This is a genomic window from Enterococcus sp. AZ126, assembly GCF_051714545.1.
Classification (GTDB): domain Bacteria; phylum Bacillota; class Bacilli; order Lactobacillales; family Enterococcaceae; genus Enterococcus_L.
Window position 1 is genome coordinate 319,230 of the sequence record NZ_JBIOSB010000001.1, and the last position, 17,379, is coordinate 336,608.

The following is a 17,379-nucleotide window of genomic DNA, read 5'->3' on the forward strand; positions in this document are numbered from 1 at the left end:
TTTTCAACTCTTTAGTTTACCATAAAACTCACGCATTGTGTTCTTTCCACTTAGATAAATATGTCGATGTTGCTAATGTCCCATAAATTTTTGTCTCAGGATACAATTGTGCCACTTCGTTTAACAAATCAAATCCTAATTTTTCGCCTCTGAAAGAAGGATTGATCGATATATCATGTAAAATCATTGCCTCAGATGTTTCGATCTCAATTCCCACTATTCCTTGAATATTTTGTTCACCTTCTGGCGTCCAAAAAAGCAAATGTAAATCAGCATCCGTTTCATACATGTCTATTTCTTTTAGCAGTGAGTGATACTTCGTTAATTTTTGATGGAAACTTAATAAACCCATCGCAATTTTTCGTTGCTCTTTTCGATAATAGTTTAACATGATCTCACCTTCTTTCTTTTATTACAATTAGGCTCTAGGAAAATGCTGTTTATAGACATCTGCCATTCTTTGTTTGGTAATATGGGTATAAATCTGTGTCGTAGAAATATCCGCATGCCCTAAAAGTTCTTGAACAATTCTCAAATCAGCACCATTTTCCAATAAATGGGTGGCAAAACTATGCCGTAACGTATGAGGGGTAATATTTTTGTTGATACCAGCCTCTTGAACGATTTTGTTTAAATTTTTCCAAACCCCTTGACGTGATAGAGGCTTACCATGATGGTTGACAAATAATCGTGTTTCATTTTGATTTTTTTTGATCAATGTAGGACGCGCTTCTTCTAGATACTTTTCGATCCATTGAATCGCATAATCACCTAAAGGAATAATCCGTTCTTTATCTCCTTTACCGATTGTTTGTAATAACCCCATCGACAAATGTAAATCACCTATCTTCAAATCAACTAGTTCACTTACCCGTAAGCCAGTCGCATACATGACCTCTAAAATTGTTCGATTTCTTATGCCTAAAGGTTTTGTCGTATCAGGTGTTTCGATTAATTTAGTCACTTCTTCTACTGAAAGTGTATTTGGAAGTTTTTGTGCTTTTTTGGGCGAATCTATATGTTGCATAGGATCATGATCTGTGAATCCTTCTTGCCTTAAAAATTGATGAAAACCTCTTAAACTTGAAATCATTCGAATGATCGTTGCAGACGAATTGTGCTCATTATGCAAGGTTTGTAAATATTCCATAATTATGTAACGATCGATCAATTGCCATTGGTCTATTTTTTGTTCTTTTAAAAATAATAAATATTTATGTAGGTCTCTTTCATAGCTTTTCCTCGTATTAAGAGAAAGTCCTCGTTCTATTTGTAAGTAATACAGATAGTCAATGATTTGTTCTTCCATCTATTTTACCTCATTTCTTTTTATTATCATATCAAAGAATTCTAGCCTATGTATAGTAAAATCAGCAAGAATAGATTTTAAATGGCGTTTTATTCTAAACTAATAGAATTTTTCTATTTTAAAAAATCGTCATCAGCCTATCAAAGCTGGATGACGATAGTCGTTAGTTTACATATTTTGTTAAAAAGCCTTCAACTTTTTCTTTATATGCTTTAGGATCGATTGAATAAGATTTGGCGTGTTCGGCACCTTTTACCACAAATTTTTCTTTTGGTGCATTCGTTGCATCGTAGACTTCATCTAACATTTCAAATGGTACAAATTTGTCTGCATCACCGTGAATAAACAACATTGGTACGTCGTTTTTCTTCAACTGGGCAATTGAACTTGCTTCCCCAAAGAAATAACCTGCACGAATTTTAGTGATCAAACTGGTTACTGGAATTAATGGAAATGCAGGTAAATTGAACATATCTTTTAATTGGTATGCAAGCTCATCATTCACCGTCGAATAGCCACAATCTTCGACGATCGCCTTGACATTTTCTGGCAGCTTTTCACCACTAGTCATCATAACTGTAGCGCCACCCATACTAATACCAAATAAAGTGATTTGAGCATTTTTACCATTTTCAGCAATCACTTTATCAATCCATTGCAAATAATCTTTTCGCTCTGGCCATCCAAAACCAATATAATCTCCTTCACTTTCCCCATGTCCTCTGGCATCAGGTACTAAAACATTATATCCCCAGTCATGATACATTTTAGCAAAATCAGCCATTGTTTCAGCACTGCCCATATATCCATGAGCCATAATAACATTTTTATCTGTTTTTTCCTTCGCAGGTAAATAGATTGCCTTTAGCTCCAATCCATCTTTTGAAGTCAAATCCCAATAAGTACGATTATTTTTGTCTTTAAACCATTTTTCTTCGGGTGTCTTTTCTTTTACATCTGTTCCTGGTGTATCGCCAGCTAGAAAATCTTTTTGTGAAGGAACAACTGCATAATTATAGAAGTACATTCCAGCTCCAGTTAATACAATAACGACCAACACTACTATAGCGATCAAAATTTTTACCACACGATTCATTCCATTACTCCCCATTTTAAAAGTATCACTCACGCTTAACTTCTGAAAAAAATGATACTAATTTTTTCAAATCCTTAGATAGTATAATGTTTTATTGGAATTTTCGCAATATTAATCACATATAATGTTAGTATTTTCGGTTTGATAATCAGAAAAAATCATTTGAAAATTGTCAATGATGTTACGTTCTTCCGAAAGTGAAAGTGCTTGTATTTCTTGCAGTGAAAAGTAACCTACATCATTTGTTTCAATACCTGTCTCTATCTTTTCACTTTGCGCCTCACATCGTATAAAGAACTTATAGACATATGTTAATGCTGGCGGAAAATCATGTTTTGACTTATCCAAGATAGCTATCACTCGCTGGGCTTTAACCACTAGACCCGCTTCTTCCAACGTTTCTTTTTCGGCCACTTCTTTTGGTGAGTACCCAATATCAGCCCACCCGCCAGGTAAAGCCCAGCGATTATCACTTTTTTCTTTTACCAACAATAATTTTCCTTCTTGATTAAAAACAACTGCTCGGATGTCTACTTTTGGTGTAGCGTATCCTTCATCTTTTTCAACAAGAATAGTCAATGTTTGGTCTACTAAATCGGGATAAAGAATGCTCATTAACTCTTTTGTTAGTTTAGAAAGCTCTTCATATCGCTCTTGATCAAAAATATCTTTCCCATATTTTTTCCCTGTTTGTGCAATCCCTTGAAGTTTGGTTAATAAAATGCTTAATTCTTTTTCCATTGCGTTTCACTCCTTACCTCTATATTTTATCAAAATGAGCAATCAGTTCACCTTATTTTGGAAGAATCATAACAAAAAAAGAGCTCATACGAAAGTTTTCTGTTCCTTTCATTTGAACTCAATTGTATTTTATTTACTATTTTCAATTAATTTAAAACTAGACCAAGGTTTCAAGAAATCTAATAAGAACAATTCGTCGTCAGCTATACGACCAACAACATTTACCCGTCCATCATTTTTCATTTCTTTTAATGCGATTTGCGTCTCACCTTTATATTGACCATAGCCAACATTGTCGATCACAACATCTCCTTTTGTCATGTCTTTAGTGTTATGTGCTTCAAAGGCTCTGTCTTTAAAGTGAATACGAGTCATCGTTGAGCGCAGCATATATTCTGATCGGTCTCCACGATAGCTGTGAAGACTTGTAAACAAGACTTCTCTTTCATCTTCTGTAATATCATCTGCAACATCCACTTTTACAGATGGATATTCCGCATTGAATGCTTCAGCCATTGCTTTTAATTCGGTTTCAGATGCATAAGCATTACCAACTAAGATATCATCAACCAAACCAGTTAAAAGGAGGTGTTTTACTTGAGTGGCGATTTCTAAATCACGATGGTCTTCTAATGAGCATAAGCCATCTTGAGTCGGCCATGGCCCAAATGTCGCATCATGGGAATTTACAAATGCCATTGTATTTAAATTATATTTTATGAATTTTTCAGAACAAAAAACAAAATGATCATAACCTAAACCAGAATAACGATGTGGATAAAAATTGTGCGAACCTAATAAGTTATCTGTATTTGGTGAATAACTCATGATATTATCTACATAACTTGTCCCGGTACTCATATTGATTTCGATTTTGATACCATATGGATTGCGAGTCATTTTTGCTTCTTCAGCACCTGTAAATCCAATATCTAAACGCACACCATATGCGCCCATCTCGTCAAAAAACGATAAGTCATCATAAGAAATTTCTAATTGTTCAAACAAGGCTGGATTAATGTCAACCATAACTTCCATTCCAAGACTATTGGCATAATCAACGACTTTTTTAAATGCGGCTAATACTTTTTCTTTCTCTTCTGTAATTTGAAGTAAACTTGTAAAAACACGTTTAAATCCGTATTTATGTGCTAAGTCTAGATAGGCTTTGTCCTTTTCAAAGGTTGAACGTTCTGGATAAATAGAAATACCTAATTTTCCCATTATTAATGCCTCCTATGATTTGTATTGATTATAATGTATCCATTTTCATTATAGCAGATTAAAAAAAAGTGGTCTACACCTTTTATAAATCTTAAAAATTTCTATTTTGACTAGCAGTTCTAGAAAGGATTTGTTATTATAAAGTATAACGATTTTTGAAAGGAAGACTTAACTTTATGAAAACAAAAAAATTCATTGCTGCAATAGCTCTTTTAACTTCAGTATCATTATTTGTAGCATGTGGGCCTAAAAATGAGAAAAAATCAGCAGATTCTTCTGCAACATCTTCAACTGAGACGAAAACATCTGAATCTGTTGATGTAAATTCGGTTGAGTTACCTCAATTATCAGATGAAGTCAGCGAAGACGAAGATCTTGTTGAAATGGTCACGACAGAAGGAAATATTGAAATTAAATTGTTTCCTAAACAAGCACCAAAAACGGTAGAAAACTTTATGAAACACGCAAAAGATGGTTATTATGATAATGTTACTTTCCATCGTGTTATCAAGGATTTCATGATTCAAGGTGGCGATCCTAAAGGTGACGGCACTGGTGGTGAAAGTATTTGGGACAAACCTTTCGATGATGAAATTTCTAACCAATTATACAATCTTCGAGGCGCATTATCGATGGCAAATGCCGGGACAGATGAAAAAGGAAATGGCACTAACGGTAGTCAATTCTTTATTGTTCAAAACGATCAAGATGTTTCTGACGGCCTTTTAAAAGATGATTATCCAGAAAAAATCATCGAAGCTTATAAAAAAGGTGGAACACCTTTCTTAGACGGTAAGCATACTGTTTTTGGTCAAGTGACTAAAGGAATGGACGTTGTCGATAAAATCGCAGCAGCTGAAGTTGATGCGCAAGACAAACCGAAAAAAGAGATTAAAATCGAAAAAATCAATATATTGCAAGAAGCAAAATAATAAATAAAAAAGAATGGTGATCTACTGCCATTCTTTTTTTAATCGAATTGGAGATTAAATATGAATAAAATATTGATTACAGGTCCCGTTGGCAGTGGGAAAACAACATTTGCCAAACAACTATCTGCTCAAAAAAAAATTCCTTATTATGAATTAGATGACCTTATTTGGGACCGTCATCCTACAGGAGATAAACAACATCCTGTAGAAGAATCTGCTAAACAGTTACAGGCAATCTTAGCTAAAGAAACGTGGATCATTGAAGGAACCACGACAAGAGATTGGATCAAACCATCTATAGAGAGTGCAGAGATTATTCTTTTATTATTACCTCCCTATTATATCCGAGTATATCGTATTTTTAGTCGTTACATCAAACAAGTCACCAATCGAGAAAGCGCTCATTATAAACCTAGCATTCAGTTACTAAAAAAGATGTTTATCTGGAATCATCATTATGAAAACAAGAATATTTTTGAACTACAAAAGTTACTTTCCTTATCAAACAAAAAACTAATTATCTTGAAAAAAAGTAACGCTTATTCTGATTATGAAAACATTTGCTGAAAAATAAAGTGCGAAAAATTCTTTCCATATCCTCATATATCGACGCTTTACTATTCAATTTAGCAATAAAGTGTTACTGTTAATAAAAGAGGTGAAGACGAATGACGTTCAATCCACAAATCGAAACGCTTATACTTGAGGCTTCCAATCGGAAATCTCCTCATTTTGTAGCAAATGTAATCAATTTTCAGGAATTTGACCAAGAAGACGTAAAAGACACTGCACAAAAATTGATTGAAGATGGACAAATTCAAGCAACTATCCATTTTCATCACAATGATTTATGTACAATTGACTTTATACCTCAGGCTATTTGAACAAATTGATCACAAAAAGACTGCTCGAAAAGAATCTAAACTATTATTGAACAAAGGAAGACGTTTTTTAATATCTTCTCTTTTGTCCAACTTGCTTGTTTAGATTTTTTTACGATTGCAGTCTTTTTATTTATTCAGTTCCTCTAGTGCTTTTTCAGGAACATCCTCTTTAGAAACTTCTTCATAGGTTTCTACGTGAGCACCTTTGTTATAGATTTTTAAATAGCGATCCGTTATTAATTCGTGATCTGCTGTAAACGTTAGATTTTTTTTCTTACCGTCTTTGTCAAACGTTGGTTGCTTATAAGTCGTAATCCCGTAGCCATTAACGCTATCGGCCTTTTTTGTTTTAACATAGACTTCCCCTTTATCAACTAAAGGGTTTAATTGATCAATTGTGCCAGAAAGCTCATCTGATTGGTTTTGCGTATAAAGTTTAGCCCCAAAAAGAGCAGCTCCTGAAAGCACAGCTAGTACAACGATTGTTTTGATTATTTTCACGATTATTCCTCCAAATTTCATTTGATAAACTTATTTTATCAAGAAAACTACGAAAGAAAATCAGTCAAATATACGAAATCTATTTAGGTCTTTTGACATAGGAAGTTATCGGTCTATTTATATAGAAACTAGCTAAATCAGGACTTTTAACCTATACAATTATTATAAAAGCTGTATCAAAAACATCTCAAATCAATTTTATGCAATTCTATCCTTATGTTATTTCACTATTTTTTTCAATAGTTGTAAATACTTTGATTAATTGCTCTTCTGTTTGGTTTACTATTCCAGAGATACTCAACGATGCCATTCCAGTCGCAACAATCCATGCTTTCATATGAAGATTTTCAAGTTGTTCTTTTGAGGCATCTAGATACATTTCATCCGCTTGGATGGATTTTTGAAAAAAATCAAATGATAGTTGCTTCAATTCTTGACCATATGAATGCTGATCTACATACAATGATATGTACATCTTGCTGTTGGATTTAGCTAAATTGATAAAATTTAAACCGAAATTTGAAAGACTATGTGAGATTTGCTTTTTAGAAAAGAATTCATTTTCTAACCGTTCATGTGTTGTTTTTAACAAGGTCAATTTCAACTCTTCCATGTTTTTAAATTCAAGGTAAATAGGCTGCGTTGAAATACCCATGTGCTCTGCAACATTTCGTGCTGTTATAAAAGAAAAGCCTTCTTCTGTTAATAAATCTCTCGCTGCTGCCAAAATATGTTGTTTTTTGTAAACCTTTTTTCTAACCAAAATAACCCCTCCTTAATTTAAAAGCGTAACGGGCTCTTTCAGTCTCGACAAGAAAATAGGAAAAATCGACTGAGGGGCCCTTTCCCTCTTTCTATTTTTATCTTTTTCTCGAGAGACTAGCCCGTGAAGCTTGATAATGTATCACGTAATGATAGCTCGTAAAAACTATTTCATAATTTCCAATTTATAATTATTTACATTTTTATTATTTATTCTTTCATTTTACACTTTTTTATCCAATTGTTTTCTCAATAATTATCAATATATCTAAAAAATATGATAATTTGCTAGACTTTACCAAAATGTTATTGACCAATGAATGTTCTACAGGCTATAGTTAAATTATTGATAGATAACGGGGGTATTTTTATGGCTAAAAATAACAGCCAAACACTTTTTTTACATACTGACAAAAAAAATCAAAAAATAATTGATAAAAATAAAAATTATTATCTTCTCATTTTTTATTGCTTTATTTTGATTCTTATTGGTTTGCTTAGTGAACCTCTTACAGCACTTTGGGCGGGAATGTTTCGCATTTTAACCTCACCTAGCAACTTATTAACTGATTATATTGAACTTGGAACATTCGGTAGTGCTTTTGTAAATAGTGGATTACTCACATTGATCAGTGTTTTACTTGCTAAAAAAGAAAAAATTCCGATCAATGGTCCTATTATCGCAGCATTATTTACCGTATCAGGTTGTTCTTTTTTTGGAAAAAATTTGTATAATTCGATTCCAATCATTATTGGTGGACTTTGTTATGCAAGAATTGTAAAAAAACCTTTTTCTCAATTTATCGTTGTCAGCTTATTCGGTAGTGCTTTATCTCCAATTATTAGTTACCTCACTTTTGGTCTTTCGCTACCTTTGATGTTTTCGATTCCGTTAGGATGTTTAGTGGGTATTTTTATCGGCCTGATTTTACCGCCGTTAGCGTCTCATGTTCTTACTTTTCATCAAGGTTTTTCCTTGTATAACGTCGGTTTTACTTCTGGTTTGATTGCGATGCTATTTACAGGTATTTTAAGAATGTTTGGTTGGAAAATCGAAGGAAAAAATTTAGTTTCAACAGCTTATCATAGTAAACTGCTATTTTTTCTATTATTTTTATTTTTGGTCATGTTTTTTGTTGGATTTATAATCAATCATTTTTCGCTAAAAGGGTTAAAAGATATCAGTAAAACTTCTGGTAAATTGATCACTGATTTTATTTCTATCGCTGGTGTTGGTGCTACGATGATGAATATGGCGCTCATGGGATTATTACTTGTCGGCTATACTCAAGTTAGTCACTCCACTCTTAATGGTCCGATCATTGGAGCGATTTTATCTGCTGTTGGTTTTAGTGCATTTGGTAATCATCTCTTTAATAGTTTACCTTTATTAGTCAGCGTCTTTTTGACTGCGCAGTTATCTTCGGTTTTTGAAGTGAATCAAACAACTGTCGTTCTTGCGGGAATTTTTGGTACAGGTTTAGCACCTATTGCAGGATATTATGGTATTACCTTTGGTTTAATTGCCGGATTTTTGCATATGTCGTTAGTCACAAATGTCAGCTATCTTCATGGCGGACTAAATCTTTATAATAATGGATTTTCTACTGGTTTTGTAGCGGCCGTCATGGTACCATTACTTGATAATATTTTACAGATCAGAAAGGTGAATCAACATGCTAGAAAGAGATAAGGCAAAGAGAATTGTAGATGAATTATTAACTTACTTTTTTTCAAATGATATTGTAGAAATCCAAATTGATGTTGACTTTACTCCGAAAGGTTTTTCTATCAAAATTCGAGGAAAAACAGCAAAAGAGCCAGAAAATGTCTTGCATTTATTAGAGTTGTTAAATACACCTAGAGATCTAAGCATTGAAAGTTACTATGATGAATTACTTGGGATCACCCACCATGAAGAGGAAGATTATCATCTTCTGGGTCTGATGATCGATGAAGCAGAAATTAGTTTTGATTCACCTATTTTTGAAATCAAAGTATTCAGAAAAAAATAATCATTCAATAAAAAGGATGAAGAGATACCTGTGAATTGACTGGCTACTCTTCATCTTTTTATTGTATTTCTTTTCAGCATTACTAAATGTGTACCATGTATAGGTTGTGCATAAAAAAAGCACCCCAAAATGGGATGCTTTACTTTGTGCTATTTACCATCTACGATATTCAAACGAACTTTTTTTGGTCCATCTACTCGTACACTGTAAACAATTGTACGAATTGCTTTCGCAACACGTCCTTGCTTACCAATGATACGACCAATATCTTCCGGTGATACGGTCAAATTATACTCTAGAAAAACATCTGATTCTTCTATTTCTAACTTAACCAGCTCAGGCTGACTGACTAATGGGCGAACGATAGTTAAGACTAACTCTTTCACATCTGTCATCATCGGTCACCTTATTTCTTTTCAAGTTTAGCTTCGTGGTGTTTTTTCATAACGCCTTCTTTTGAAAGGATGTTACGAACAGTATCTGAAGGCTGAGCACCTTTAGACAACCAGTCTAAAACTAAATCTTCTTTTAAAACTACTTCTGCAGGATCTTTTAAAGGATTGTAAGTTCCAACAGTTTCGATGAAACGTCCATCACGAGGAGAACGAGAATCTGCGACTACAATACGGTAAAAAGGACTCTTTTTAGAACCCATGCGTTTTAAACGAATTTTTACTGACATTTTATATATTACACCTCCATTAACTTAATCACAAATGTTAGTTTACCAGATTTAAAGCACGCTGTAAAGAGTTTTTTCTTGACACCTTAAAAAAACCTTTAAACCGCTGATCTCTGGCACTTTTAGTTCGAGATATGTTATAATTATTTCACCTTGGCAGGGGCAAATCAACAATTGCTTAACAAAGATAAGCTGTGAATAGAAAAGAATTTTTCTTTTTTTCATAGCTTATTTTTTTATTATTCAAGTATTGGTTCACAAATATAATAGTCAAATAGTGTTTTTTCCTCAAATCCTATTGCTCTATATAAATGACAAGCCACTTCGTTTGTTGATTCAACCTCTAAATAAATTTCTTTTGCTTGTTTTTCCAACAATTGTTGAATGAGTTGACTGAGTATTTTTCTACCTAAGCCTTGGTTTCTTAAATCTGCTCTTATGACAAATCCATAGATCCCATATGAATCTTGTTCATTTTCTACCCTAATGCTTGCAATTACTTGCTCATTTTTTCTTAAGACAAGTGTTTTTTTCAAATCGTCCGTGTCTAGCGGTATGATTTCTTCTTCTTCTTCTAATCCAGCAATTATGTTAGCTTCTTCTATATTTGCAGGTTCTAAAGTAATATCGTAAGACTTAGAAATAAATTTGTCTACTGCTAAAATCATTGCGTATTCTGAAAACTGTATTTATATTTATTCATCCCTTTAAGATATTCATTTACAAAAGTATCGTTATGATCTGTAATCAAAAGCTTCTCTTTTATGTTTCGCTGTTGAGAAAATTCTAGTACTGCTTCATTCATTTTGGTAAAGATTTCACTGTCGGGTTTTGCAATCATCGTTATTTCTAGCTGTTTCGGATCAAAATTACTTAACGCTGCATAGCCGACTAATTCATCTCCATGCCAACAAAGTAAGTGATTAACTTTATTAGTAGTCATGTTGAAAAAGCTTAGATCTAGTTTGTATTCAATAGAATACAGCATTCGATTTTTTTCTTTCAAGTGTTTAATAGCAATGATTTCTTCAGGTTCAAGATGCATTTTAACTGTCTTTTTCAAAGTCATTGGTTCTCCTTTTTGTCGTAAATTACGTTGATTATATAGAATATATATCGGAAATACAGTATGGAATTGACTGCTTTTTCTCCAAAACAATCGTTGGTTCTTATCTTGCTTTTAAAAAAAGTGGTTAATTAAATTCAAATAGCCTAAGCAACAATCGAAAATTATTTCGGTTTAGACTATTTTTAATTTAGTTCTTCATATCGAAAACATACCGTTATGTGATCATTGATCATCCCAATAGACTCTAAAAAGGCGTAGATGATCGTACTGCCCACAAACTTAAACCCTCTTTTCTTCAAATCTTTCGCTATATTGTCAGATAATTCATTTGTTGCAGGAATCTCTACTTGATTTTGATAAGCGTTTTTCAAAACACTTTGAGCATTAAATCCCCATAAATAATTGGAAAAAGAGACAAATTCATTCTGAATCTCAATAATTTTTTGAGCATTATGGATAGTTGCCTCGATTTTTCTACGATTACGGATGATCCCTGGATCATTCAAAAGTTCTTGAATCTTATTTTCATCGTAAAGAGCGACTTTTTTTATATCGAAATCGTCGAAAGCAGCATCAAAATCGTTTTCTTTGTTCAAAATAGTTTGCCAACTTAAGCCAGCTTGGTTGATATCCAATATCAATTTTCTAAACAGGCGCTGATCATCATAGACTGGAACTCCCCAAATCGTATCATGATAGTGTTTCATTTTTTCATTACCTTCTGCCCAAGAACATCGTTTTTTCATCGTTGCCCCTCCAAGGATTTCATTTTTTGAACCATTCATTCTTTTAATGTTTACCCCTAAATATATTGGAAGCATAAAAATTATCGACACGGTCAAAAATAAATCTGCCTTGAATTATCGTTCATCAAAAAAAGCAGCCCAAATCTAATGACTATGGCCTGCTTTTTTTTCAACTCTATTTTTTCTTCTTTTTCTTTTTCTTGTTTTTCTTCACCATACGATTCATGGCCATTTTTCCGAGTTTACCTTTGATACCTCCACCAAGCATTTGATCCATACCTGGAATATCCATGTTGCCTTTAGACATTTGTTGCATCATTTTTTTAGATTCTTTGAATTGTTTGATCATTCGATTGACTTCAACGACATTATTTCCTGAACCGGCTGCAATTCTACGGCGGCGGCTTGGATTCAGCAAATCTGGATTTTCTCTTTCAGCTGGTGTCATTGAAAGCACCATTGCTTTTTTACGTGCTACATCTTTTGGATCCACTTTGACATTTTCTAGACCAGGCATATTATTCATTCCTGGAATCATTTTTAACAAGTCTTCGATTGGTCCCATACCCATTACTTGGTCTAATTGCTCAATAAAATCATTAAAGTCAAAGCTGTTTTCCTTCATTTTTACTGCAAGTTCTTCAGCTTTTTTCTCATCATAATCTTGTTGTGCTTTTTCAATCAGTGTCAGCATATCTCCCATACCTAAAATACGGCTGGACATACGATCCGGATGGAAAATTTCTAAATCAGTTAATTTTTCACCAGAACCGATAAATTTGATTGGTGCGCCAGTGACAGAGCGAATAGAAAGTGCGGCACCACCACGAGTATCACCATCAAGTTTTGTAATGACAACCCCCGTTATTCCTAATTGCTGATTGAAGCTTTCAGCAACATTTACTGCATCTTGACCTGTCATTGCATCTACTACAAGTAAAATATCGTCTGGTTGTGCTACTTCTTTGATTTGTTTTAACTCGTCCATCAATGTCTCATCAATATGCAGACGACCTGCCGTATCAATTAAGACGTAATCATTTTTCTTCTCTTTAGCCAATGCCATCCCTTGACGCACGATTTCGACTGGACTAGTCTCTGTTCCCATATCAAAAACCGGTACATCTAATTGTTGGCCTAAAACTTTCAATTGATCAATCGCTGCTGGACGATACACATCGGCTGCAATCATCAAAGGACGTGCGTTTTCAGTCTTGATCAAATGATTGGCTAATTTACCACCAAAGGTTGTTTTACCTGCACCTTGTAACCCGACCATCATAATCACAGTCGGAATGCGTTCTGATTTGTTTAAGCCAACTGTCTCGGTACCTAATGTTGCTGTTAATTCTTCATCAACGATTTTAACGATTTGTTGCGCTGGCGATAAGCTTTCAAGAACTTCTACACCAACTGCACGGTCACGAACCCGTTTTGTAAAATCTTTGACAACTTGTAAATTTACGTCGGCTTCCAATAAAGCCAAACGAATCTCTCTCATCATTTCTTTTACGTCAGCTTCAGATACTTTTCCTTTACGACGTAATTTGCTCATTGCCTGTTGTAGGCGATCTGTTAAACTTTCAAAAGCCATAATCTCATTCCTCTACTTCTTGTATTTGTTCTATATACTTTAGAATTGTTGTATCTTTCGGATATGTTTCGCTCACGTAGCTTTTAAGTGTCTCTAGCAACTCTCCACGGACGACATAATCAGAAAATAGATGAAGTTTTTTTTCATATTCTTCTAGGATTTTCTCTGTCCGTTTGATATTATCATAAACTGCTTGGCGGCTGATTTCATATTCTTCCGCAATTTCACCTAATGAAAAATCATCGGCATAGTACATCTCCATATAATTCATTTGTTTTTCTGTCAACAAAGTGGAGTAAAATTCAAATAACGCATTCATTCGATTGGTTTTTTCAATTTCCATAGTTGTTACCCCTATCTTCAATCCCTTTTAGGTTACCGATTTCAGAGTGATTAGTCAATAGTTCTTAGTTGATTTTCAAGAATTTTTTCAAAAGATTTTATCAATTGATTAGAATAACTTTGTATATTAGCGTAAAATTCCTTTTTAGAAAAACACTCTTCCATCATTATTTGGTGATTATAGCTAGTAAAAAACTTTGCACTTAGATCATTTTGATTCGGAAAAACTTTTTTGCGGATGAGTACTTTAAAAAGAAACAAACAGTTTATTTCTTTTATTGTATAAAAGCTGCAATGGAACGTCTCATGCCAAGACCTTTGAGAATATATTTACTGACGAGTTAAGTTTTCTACTTTCTGACATCTTTTACTCCTTGGGATCAGTCACCGTTTGCCACTCATTTTCTGAAATCACATTAAGTCCTTTAGAGATAAAATATGCTGTCGCAACCCCTGGACCAGTGCGATGATTACCGGAAAATGTACCATCATAAATTCCTTTACTTCCGCAAGATGGACTATTTTCTTTTAGAATAATCGATGTGATATTTTGTTCAACTAATTTTTGATACGCTGTGATTGCGCCTTGTTTGAACATATCTGTCATATCTTCTCCTCTTTTAGTGAGGACTTTCGCATCATCGTTCCAAACATCAAATCCATCACCGCCCCTAATTTCAGCAGGTTCACGAGGGATCGGTAAGCCCCCTAAAACTTCTGGACAAACAAGCATTGCTTGCCCGTTTTCAACTAATTTTTTTAAAGCGGTGATTTCCTTTGCTTGACCATCATAGCGACAGCAAACACCACCCAGACATGCGCTGATTCCAATCATTTGCTTCCCTCATTTCAATCTTTATTATTATACCATTTCTTTTCCTTTGAAAGTAGTTTTAGAAACATTCCATAAAGTTTTTGATACCAAGAGATTTGTGATAAAATGACGTTGTGTTTATTTCGTATTTAAAGGAGCCGAATAGATGAAGAAAGTATTGGTTGTTGATGACGAACCGTCGATTGTTACGTTGTTGACATTTAACTTAGAAAAAGACGGCTATGAAGTAATATCTGCAGAGGATGGCGCTGTTGGGTATGAATTAGCCCTATCCAATCAATTTGATTTTATCATTTTAGATGTGATGCTACCAAATATGGATGGTCTAGAAATCACAAAGTCATTGCGCAGAGAAAAAATTGACACTCCTATTTTGATTTTAACTGCTAAAGACGATCAAGTTGATAAGATCATTGGGTTGGAAATTGGTGCAGATGATTACCTGACAAAGCCTTTCAGTCCTAGAGAAGTTCTAGCGAGAATGAAAGCTATATTCCGACGTCTAAAACCTGTTTCTTCTAAATCAGAAGAAATTAGGGAAGAGGCTAAAGCGCCTTTAGTATTAGGAGAAATCAGCGTAGATGAACAAAATTATGAAGTAAATGTTCGTGGCGGAAAAATCGAGCTTACGCCAAAAGAATTTGAATTACTCGTCTACTTTATCAAGCGTAAAGACCGAGTGATTGATCGCGATACTTTACTTGATCGAATTTGGAACTATGATTTTGCAGGTCAAAGTCGTATCGTCGATGTTCATGTCAGCCATTTAAGAGACAAAATTGAAATTGATCCAAAGCGACCTGCCTATTTGGTTACAGTCAGAGGATTTGGTTACCGATTTCAGGAGCCTAAAAAATGAAAAAACGCCAACGTATTGAATATTGGTTAGTTGGAATCGTGATGATTGCTTTATTTTTGGGTAGTATTCTTTTGACAAACTATTTTTTTAAAAAAGAAATAGTCGCACAGCAAGAAGACTATTTACAGAAAAAAGGAACCTTGATTCTTGACCAACTCTCTCCTAATTTATTTTTAACACAACATTTTTCAAATCAAGAAAAAAAACTTATCGAGCACTATTCAACAGATAAAAATGAACGATTGACATTAATGGATGCCGACGGAGCTATTTTTTATGACAGTGTGGATTCAGATTTGCAGGAGTCTAGGAAAAATCGGCCTGAGGTCAAGGCAATTCTTTCAGGTGCTGATTTTGGCGCTGCATTAAGAAAAAGTGCGACTTTAAAGGAAGAATTACTCTATTTAGCATTGCCCGTTGATAAAGATGGAGAACTGATTGGAATCATTCGCATCTCAGAACAAACCGAACTTTTTTCTAATAGTATACAATCGTTCAAACGCTATATTCTGCTTACTTTGGGCCTTTTATTTTTGATCATTACCGCATTCATCTTTTTATTGCTTCATCAAAAAAATGAGCCTTTAGTGACTGTTTTACCTGTGCTGAAAAAAATAGTGAAATATCCAGATGAAGCGCGTTCGATCATTCAAGATTCACCTGAATGGAACGAATTGTATCAAACGGTCAATCTTTTAAGCCAACAAATGAGTCAAACGTATTTAGCTTATACGTCCACTGATGAACAATTTCACGCCTTACTGGACGAGTTGATGATCGGTGTCTTTATTATTGATGTTGAGGGGAAATTACAATTGACCAATCCTAAAATGATTGAGATTTTGAGAATTGAAGAAAATGATACAGCAAAAGATTATTTTGAAGTCATTAAAGAGCCTGCTCTGATTCATTTGATTCATCAAGTGATCACAGAGAAAAGCTCGGTACACCAAGAAATAAAGCTGACTGACTCGTTGTATGAAACAATTTTGGATATGTCTTTACGTTTTATAGAAGAAGATGGCAATAACTACCAAGTTTTGGGGATTGCTTATGATTTAACACGGGTTAGACAATTAGAGAAGATTCAAAAAGATTTTGTGAGTAATGTATCTCACGAATTAAAAACACCCGTCACTTCTTTATTGGGTTTTACTGAAACCTTATTGGATGGGGCAAAAGATGATCCTGAAACCTTATCACAATTTTTAGAAATCATGCAAAAAGATGCTTTACGTCTGCAGCAATTGATTCAGGAAATTTTACAGCTATCCCGTGATGGAAAAAATATATCCTACGATGATCAAGACATTGCTATACTTCCTTTTACAAAAGAAATTTTGCGCTCATATCGTAAAACAATCAAAGAAAAGCATCTAACGATTGACATTCTTGGAGATGAGGCAGTTACTTATACTACCAAGTATGAACTATTTTATCCAATCGTTAAAAATTTGATTGAAAATGCGATTCAGTACTCCCAAACTGACGGAACGATCAGAATTGATTTTGGTTTCGCTGAGACGTTCTTTTTCGTTGTGAAAGATTCAGGTATTGGTATTAGTTTAAAAGATCAAGAACGAGTATTTGAACGCTTTTATCGAGTAGATAAAGCAAGAAGCCGACATTCAGGTGGAACAGGTTTAGGTTTATCAATTGTGCATAATTATACTGAATTATTAGGTGGAGTGGTTACAATTGACAGTCACTTAGGCCTGGGTTCTACTTTTACAGTCGAGCTTCCGAAAAATTGAGTACATCAAAAAGAGGTGAACGCATTTCACGTTC

22 protein-coding genes are annotated in these 17,379 nt (G+C 34.1%); 7 read left to right on the top strand and 15 right to left on the bottom strand.

Translation table 11 applies throughout. The features are described 5' to 3' along the window. Positions 1-28 precede the first annotated feature (28 nt). The 5 genes from IGI43_RS01530 to IGI43_RS01550 form a co-directional block, all read right to left on the bottom strand. The gene (locus tag IGI43_RS01530) at positions 29-391 is read right to left on the bottom strand and encodes a GNAT family N-acetyltransferase (RefSeq protein WP_438756058.1); all 363 of its coding nucleotides are present in this window, start codon (positions 389-391) and stop codon (positions 29-31) included. A 27-nt stretch (positions 392-418) separates the two neighbouring features. Then, entirely contained in the window at positions 419-1,309 is an 891-nt protein-coding gene (xerD, locus tag IGI43_RS01535) for a site-specific tyrosine recombinase XerD (RefSeq protein WP_438756059.1), read from the bottom strand. 163 nt (positions 1,310-1,472) lie between these two features. Then, positions 1,473-2,405 (bottom strand): alpha/beta hydrolase, encoded by a 933-nt coding sequence (locus IGI43_RS01540; RefSeq protein WP_438756060.1) that lies wholly within the window; start codon positions 2,403-2,405, stop codon positions 1,473-1,475. 111 nt (positions 2,406-2,516) lie between these two features. After that, on the bottom strand, positions 2,517-3,146 hold the full coding sequence (locus IGI43_RS01545; protein ID WP_438756061.1) for an NUDIX hydrolase N-terminal domain-containing protein: 630 nt from the start codon (positions 3,144-3,146) through the stop codon (positions 2,517-2,519). A gap of 129 nt (positions 3,147-3,275) precedes the next feature. Beyond that, a complete protein-coding gene (locus IGI43_RS01550) occupies positions 3,276-4,370 on the bottom strand; it encodes a DUF871 domain-containing protein (RefSeq protein WP_438756062.1) in 1,095 nt (364 codons plus the stop codon). A 176-nt stretch (positions 4,371-4,546) separates the two neighbouring features. Here IGI43_RS01550 and IGI43_RS01555 point away from each other — a divergent pair, with 176 nt between their 5' ends. The 3 genes from IGI43_RS01555 (at position 4,547) to IGI43_RS01565 (ending at position 6,186) form a co-directional block, all read left to right on the top strand. Then, positions 4,547-5,302 carry a peptidylprolyl isomerase gene (locus tag IGI43_RS01555; RefSeq protein WP_438756063.1) on the top strand — a complete coding sequence of 252 codons (756 nt, stop codon included), beginning with the start codon at positions 4,547-4,549 and terminating at the stop codon, positions 5,300-5,302. Between the two features lie 60 nt (positions 5,303-5,362). Then, positions 5,363-5,869, top strand: a complete 507-nt coding sequence (locus tag IGI43_RS01560; protein ID WP_438756064.1) for a hypothetical protein — start codon at positions 5,363-5,365, stop codon at positions 5,867-5,869. 101 nt (positions 5,870-5,970) lie between these two features. After that, the gene (locus IGI43_RS01565) at positions 5,971-6,186 is read left to right on the top strand and encodes a hypothetical protein (RefSeq protein WP_438756065.1); all 216 of its coding nucleotides are present in this window, start codon (positions 5,971-5,973) and stop codon (positions 6,184-6,186) included. 126 nt (positions 6,187-6,312) lie between these two features. Here the strand turns inward: IGI43_RS01565 and IGI43_RS01570 are convergent, their stop codons facing one another. Both IGI43_RS01570 and IGI43_RS01575 read right to left on the bottom strand, forming a co-directional pair. After that, positions 6,313-6,687, bottom strand: a complete 375-nt coding sequence (locus IGI43_RS01570; RefSeq protein WP_438756066.1) for a YxeA family protein — start codon at positions 6,685-6,687, stop codon at positions 6,313-6,315. A 214-nt stretch (positions 6,688-6,901) separates the two neighbouring features. Beyond that, positions 6,902-7,450, bottom strand: a complete 549-nt coding sequence (locus tag IGI43_RS01575; RefSeq protein WP_438756067.1) for a TetR/AcrR family transcriptional regulator — start codon at positions 7,448-7,450, stop codon at positions 6,902-6,904. 369 nt (positions 7,451-7,819) lie between these two features. Between IGI43_RS01575 and IGI43_RS01580 the strand changes: the two genes are divergently transcribed. Continuing rightward, positions 7,820-9,142 carry a DUF1576 domain-containing protein gene (locus IGI43_RS01580; RefSeq protein ID WP_438756068.1) on the top strand — a complete coding sequence of 441 codons (1,323 nt, stop codon included), beginning with the start codon at positions 7,820-7,822 and terminating at the stop codon, positions 9,140-9,142. Further along, positions 9,126-9,464: a hypothetical protein gene (locus tag IGI43_RS01585; protein WP_438756069.1), complete on the top strand. Its 339-nt coding sequence runs from the start codon at positions 9,126-9,128 to the stop codon at positions 9,462-9,464. The genes IGI43_RS01580 and IGI43_RS01585 overlap by 17 nt, the downstream gene beginning before the upstream one ends. A 149-nt stretch (positions 9,465-9,613) precedes the next feature. On the opposite strand, the gene IGI43_RS01590 is transcribed toward IGI43_RS01585, so the two are convergent. From IGI43_RS01590 to IGI43_RS01625, 8 genes are all read right to left on the bottom strand, one after another. Further along, complete coding sequence (locus IGI43_RS01590) at positions 9,614-9,859, bottom strand: KH domain-containing protein (RefSeq protein WP_010761444.1); 246 nt, start codon at positions 9,857-9,859, stop codon at positions 9,614-9,616. A gap of 11 nt (positions 9,860-9,870) precedes the next feature. After that, positions 9,871-10,146, bottom strand: coding sequence for a 30S ribosomal protein S16 (gene rpsP / locus IGI43_RS01595; RefSeq protein WP_010761445.1), 276 nt, complete (start codon positions 10,144-10,146; stop codon positions 9,871-9,873). A gap of 239 nt (positions 10,147-10,385) precedes the next feature. Beyond that, positions 10,386-10,814, bottom strand: a complete 429-nt coding sequence (locus IGI43_RS01600) for a GNAT family N-acetyltransferase (RefSeq protein WP_438756070.1) — start codon at positions 10,812-10,814, stop codon at positions 10,386-10,388. Further along, complete coding sequence (locus tag IGI43_RS01605) at positions 10,811-11,215, bottom strand: hypothetical protein (protein ID WP_438756071.1); 405 nt, start codon at positions 11,213-11,215, stop codon at positions 10,811-10,813. The genes IGI43_RS01600 and IGI43_RS01605 overlap by 4 nt, the downstream gene beginning before the upstream one ends. A gap of 182 nt (positions 11,216-11,397) precedes the next feature. Further along, complete coding sequence (locus IGI43_RS01610) at positions 11,398-11,961, bottom strand: DNA-3-methyladenine glycosylase I (RefSeq protein ID WP_438756072.1); 564 nt, start codon at positions 11,959-11,961, stop codon at positions 11,398-11,400. Between the two features lie 175 nt (positions 11,962-12,136). Continuing rightward, positions 12,137-13,555 carry a signal recognition particle protein gene (ffh, locus tag IGI43_RS01615; RefSeq protein ID WP_438756073.1) on the bottom strand — a complete coding sequence of 473 codons (1,419 nt, stop codon included), beginning with the start codon at positions 13,553-13,555 and terminating at the stop codon, positions 12,137-12,139. A gap of 4 nt (positions 13,556-13,559) precedes the next feature. Then, positions 13,560-13,898, bottom strand: coding sequence for a putative DNA-binding protein (locus IGI43_RS01620; protein WP_438756074.1), 339 nt, complete (start codon positions 13,896-13,898; stop codon positions 13,560-13,562). 366 nt (positions 13,899-14,264) lie between these two features. Further along, positions 14,265-14,732, bottom strand: coding sequence for a DUF523 domain-containing protein (locus IGI43_RS01625; RefSeq protein ID WP_438756075.1), 468 nt, complete (start codon positions 14,730-14,732; stop codon positions 14,265-14,267). 145 nt (positions 14,733-14,877) lie between these two features. Between IGI43_RS01625 and IGI43_RS01630 the strand changes: the two genes are divergently transcribed. Both IGI43_RS01630 and IGI43_RS01635 read left to right on the top strand, forming a co-directional pair. Next, positions 14,878-15,591: a response regulator transcription factor gene (locus IGI43_RS01630; protein WP_438756076.1), complete on the top strand. Its 714-nt coding sequence runs from the start codon at positions 14,878-14,880 to the stop codon at positions 15,589-15,591. After that, positions 15,588-17,345: an ATP-binding protein gene (locus IGI43_RS01635; protein WP_438756077.1), complete on the top strand. Its 1,758-nt coding sequence runs from the start codon at positions 15,588-15,590 to the stop codon at positions 17,343-17,345. The genes IGI43_RS01630 and IGI43_RS01635 overlap by 4 nt, the downstream gene beginning before the upstream one ends. Positions 17,346-17,379: the final 34 nt, after the last annotated feature.

Excerpts from the sequence above, each read along its gene's own strand:
- IGI43_RS01560 (WP_438756064.1), top strand. The coding sequence starts at position 5,363 with ATGAATAAAATATTGATTACAGGTCCCGTTGGCAGTGGGAAAACAACA.
- IGI43_RS01530 (WP_438756058.1), bottom strand. The coding sequence starts at position 391 with ATGTTAAACTATTATCGAAAAGAGCAACGAAAAATTGCGATGGGTTTA.
- IGI43_RS01585 (WP_438756069.1), top strand. The coding sequence starts at position 9,126 with ATGCTAGAAAGAGATAAGGCAAAGAGAATTGTAGATGAATTATTAACT.
- IGI43_RS01540 (WP_438756060.1), bottom strand. The coding sequence starts at position 2,405 with ATGAATCGTGTGGTAAAAATTTTGATCGCTATAGTAGTGTTGGTCGTT.
- IGI43_RS01625 (WP_438756075.1), bottom strand. The coding sequence starts at position 14,732 with ATGATTGGAATCAGCGCATGTCTGGGTGGTGTTTGCTGTCGCTATGAT.
- IGI43_RS01620 (WP_438756074.1), bottom strand. The coding sequence starts at position 13,898 with ATGGAAATTGAAAAAACCAATCGAATGAATGCGTTATTTGAATTTTAC.
- IGI43_RS01605 (WP_438756071.1), bottom strand. The coding sequence starts at position 11,215 with ATGACTTTGAAAAAGACAGTTAAAATGCATCTTGAACCTGAAGAAATC.
- IGI43_RS01555 (WP_438756063.1), top strand. The coding sequence starts at position 4,547 with ATGAAAACAAAAAAATTCATTGCTGCAATAGCTCTTTTAACTTCAGTA.
- ffh (WP_438756073.1), bottom strand. The coding sequence starts at position 13,555 with ATGGCTTTTGAAAGTTTAACAGATCGCCTACAACAGGCAATGAGCAAA.
- IGI43_RS01580 (WP_438756068.1), top strand. The coding sequence starts at position 7,820 with ATGGCTAAAAATAACAGCCAAACACTTTTTTTACATACTGACAAAAAA.
- IGI43_RS01630 (WP_438756076.1), top strand. The coding sequence starts at position 14,878 with ATGAAGAAAGTATTGGTTGTTGATGACGAACCGTCGATTGTTACGTTG.
- IGI43_RS01565 (WP_438756065.1), top strand. The coding sequence starts at position 5,971 with ATGACGTTCAATCCACAAATCGAAACGCTTATACTTGAGGCTTCCAAT.
- IGI43_RS01635 (WP_438756077.1), top strand. The coding sequence starts at position 15,588 with ATGAAAAAACGCCAACGTATTGAATATTGGTTAGTTGGAATCGTGATG.
- IGI43_RS01600 (WP_438756070.1), bottom strand. The coding sequence starts at position 10,814 with ATGATTTTAGCAGTAGACAAATTTATTTCTAAGTCTTACGATATTACT.
- rpsP (WP_010761445.1), bottom strand. The coding sequence starts at position 10,146 with ATGTCAGTAAAAATTCGTTTAAAACGCATGGGTTCTAAAAAGAGTCCT.
- IGI43_RS01545 (WP_438756061.1), bottom strand. The coding sequence starts at position 3,146 with ATGGAAAAAGAATTAAGCATTTTATTAACCAAACTTCAAGGGATTGCA.
- IGI43_RS01610 (WP_438756072.1), bottom strand. The coding sequence starts at position 11,961 with ATGAAAAAACGATGTTCTTGGGCAGAAGGTAATGAAAAAATGAAACAC.
- xerD (WP_438756059.1), bottom strand. The coding sequence starts at position 1,309 with ATGGAAGAACAAATCATTGACTATCTGTATTACTTACAAATAGAACGA.
- IGI43_RS01590 (WP_010761444.1), bottom strand. The coding sequence starts at position 9,859 with ATGACAGATGTGAAAGAGTTAGTCTTAACTATCGTTCGCCCATTAGTC.
- IGI43_RS01550 (WP_438756062.1), bottom strand. The coding sequence starts at position 4,370 with ATGGGAAAATTAGGTATTTCTATTTATCCAGAACGTTCAACCTTTGAA.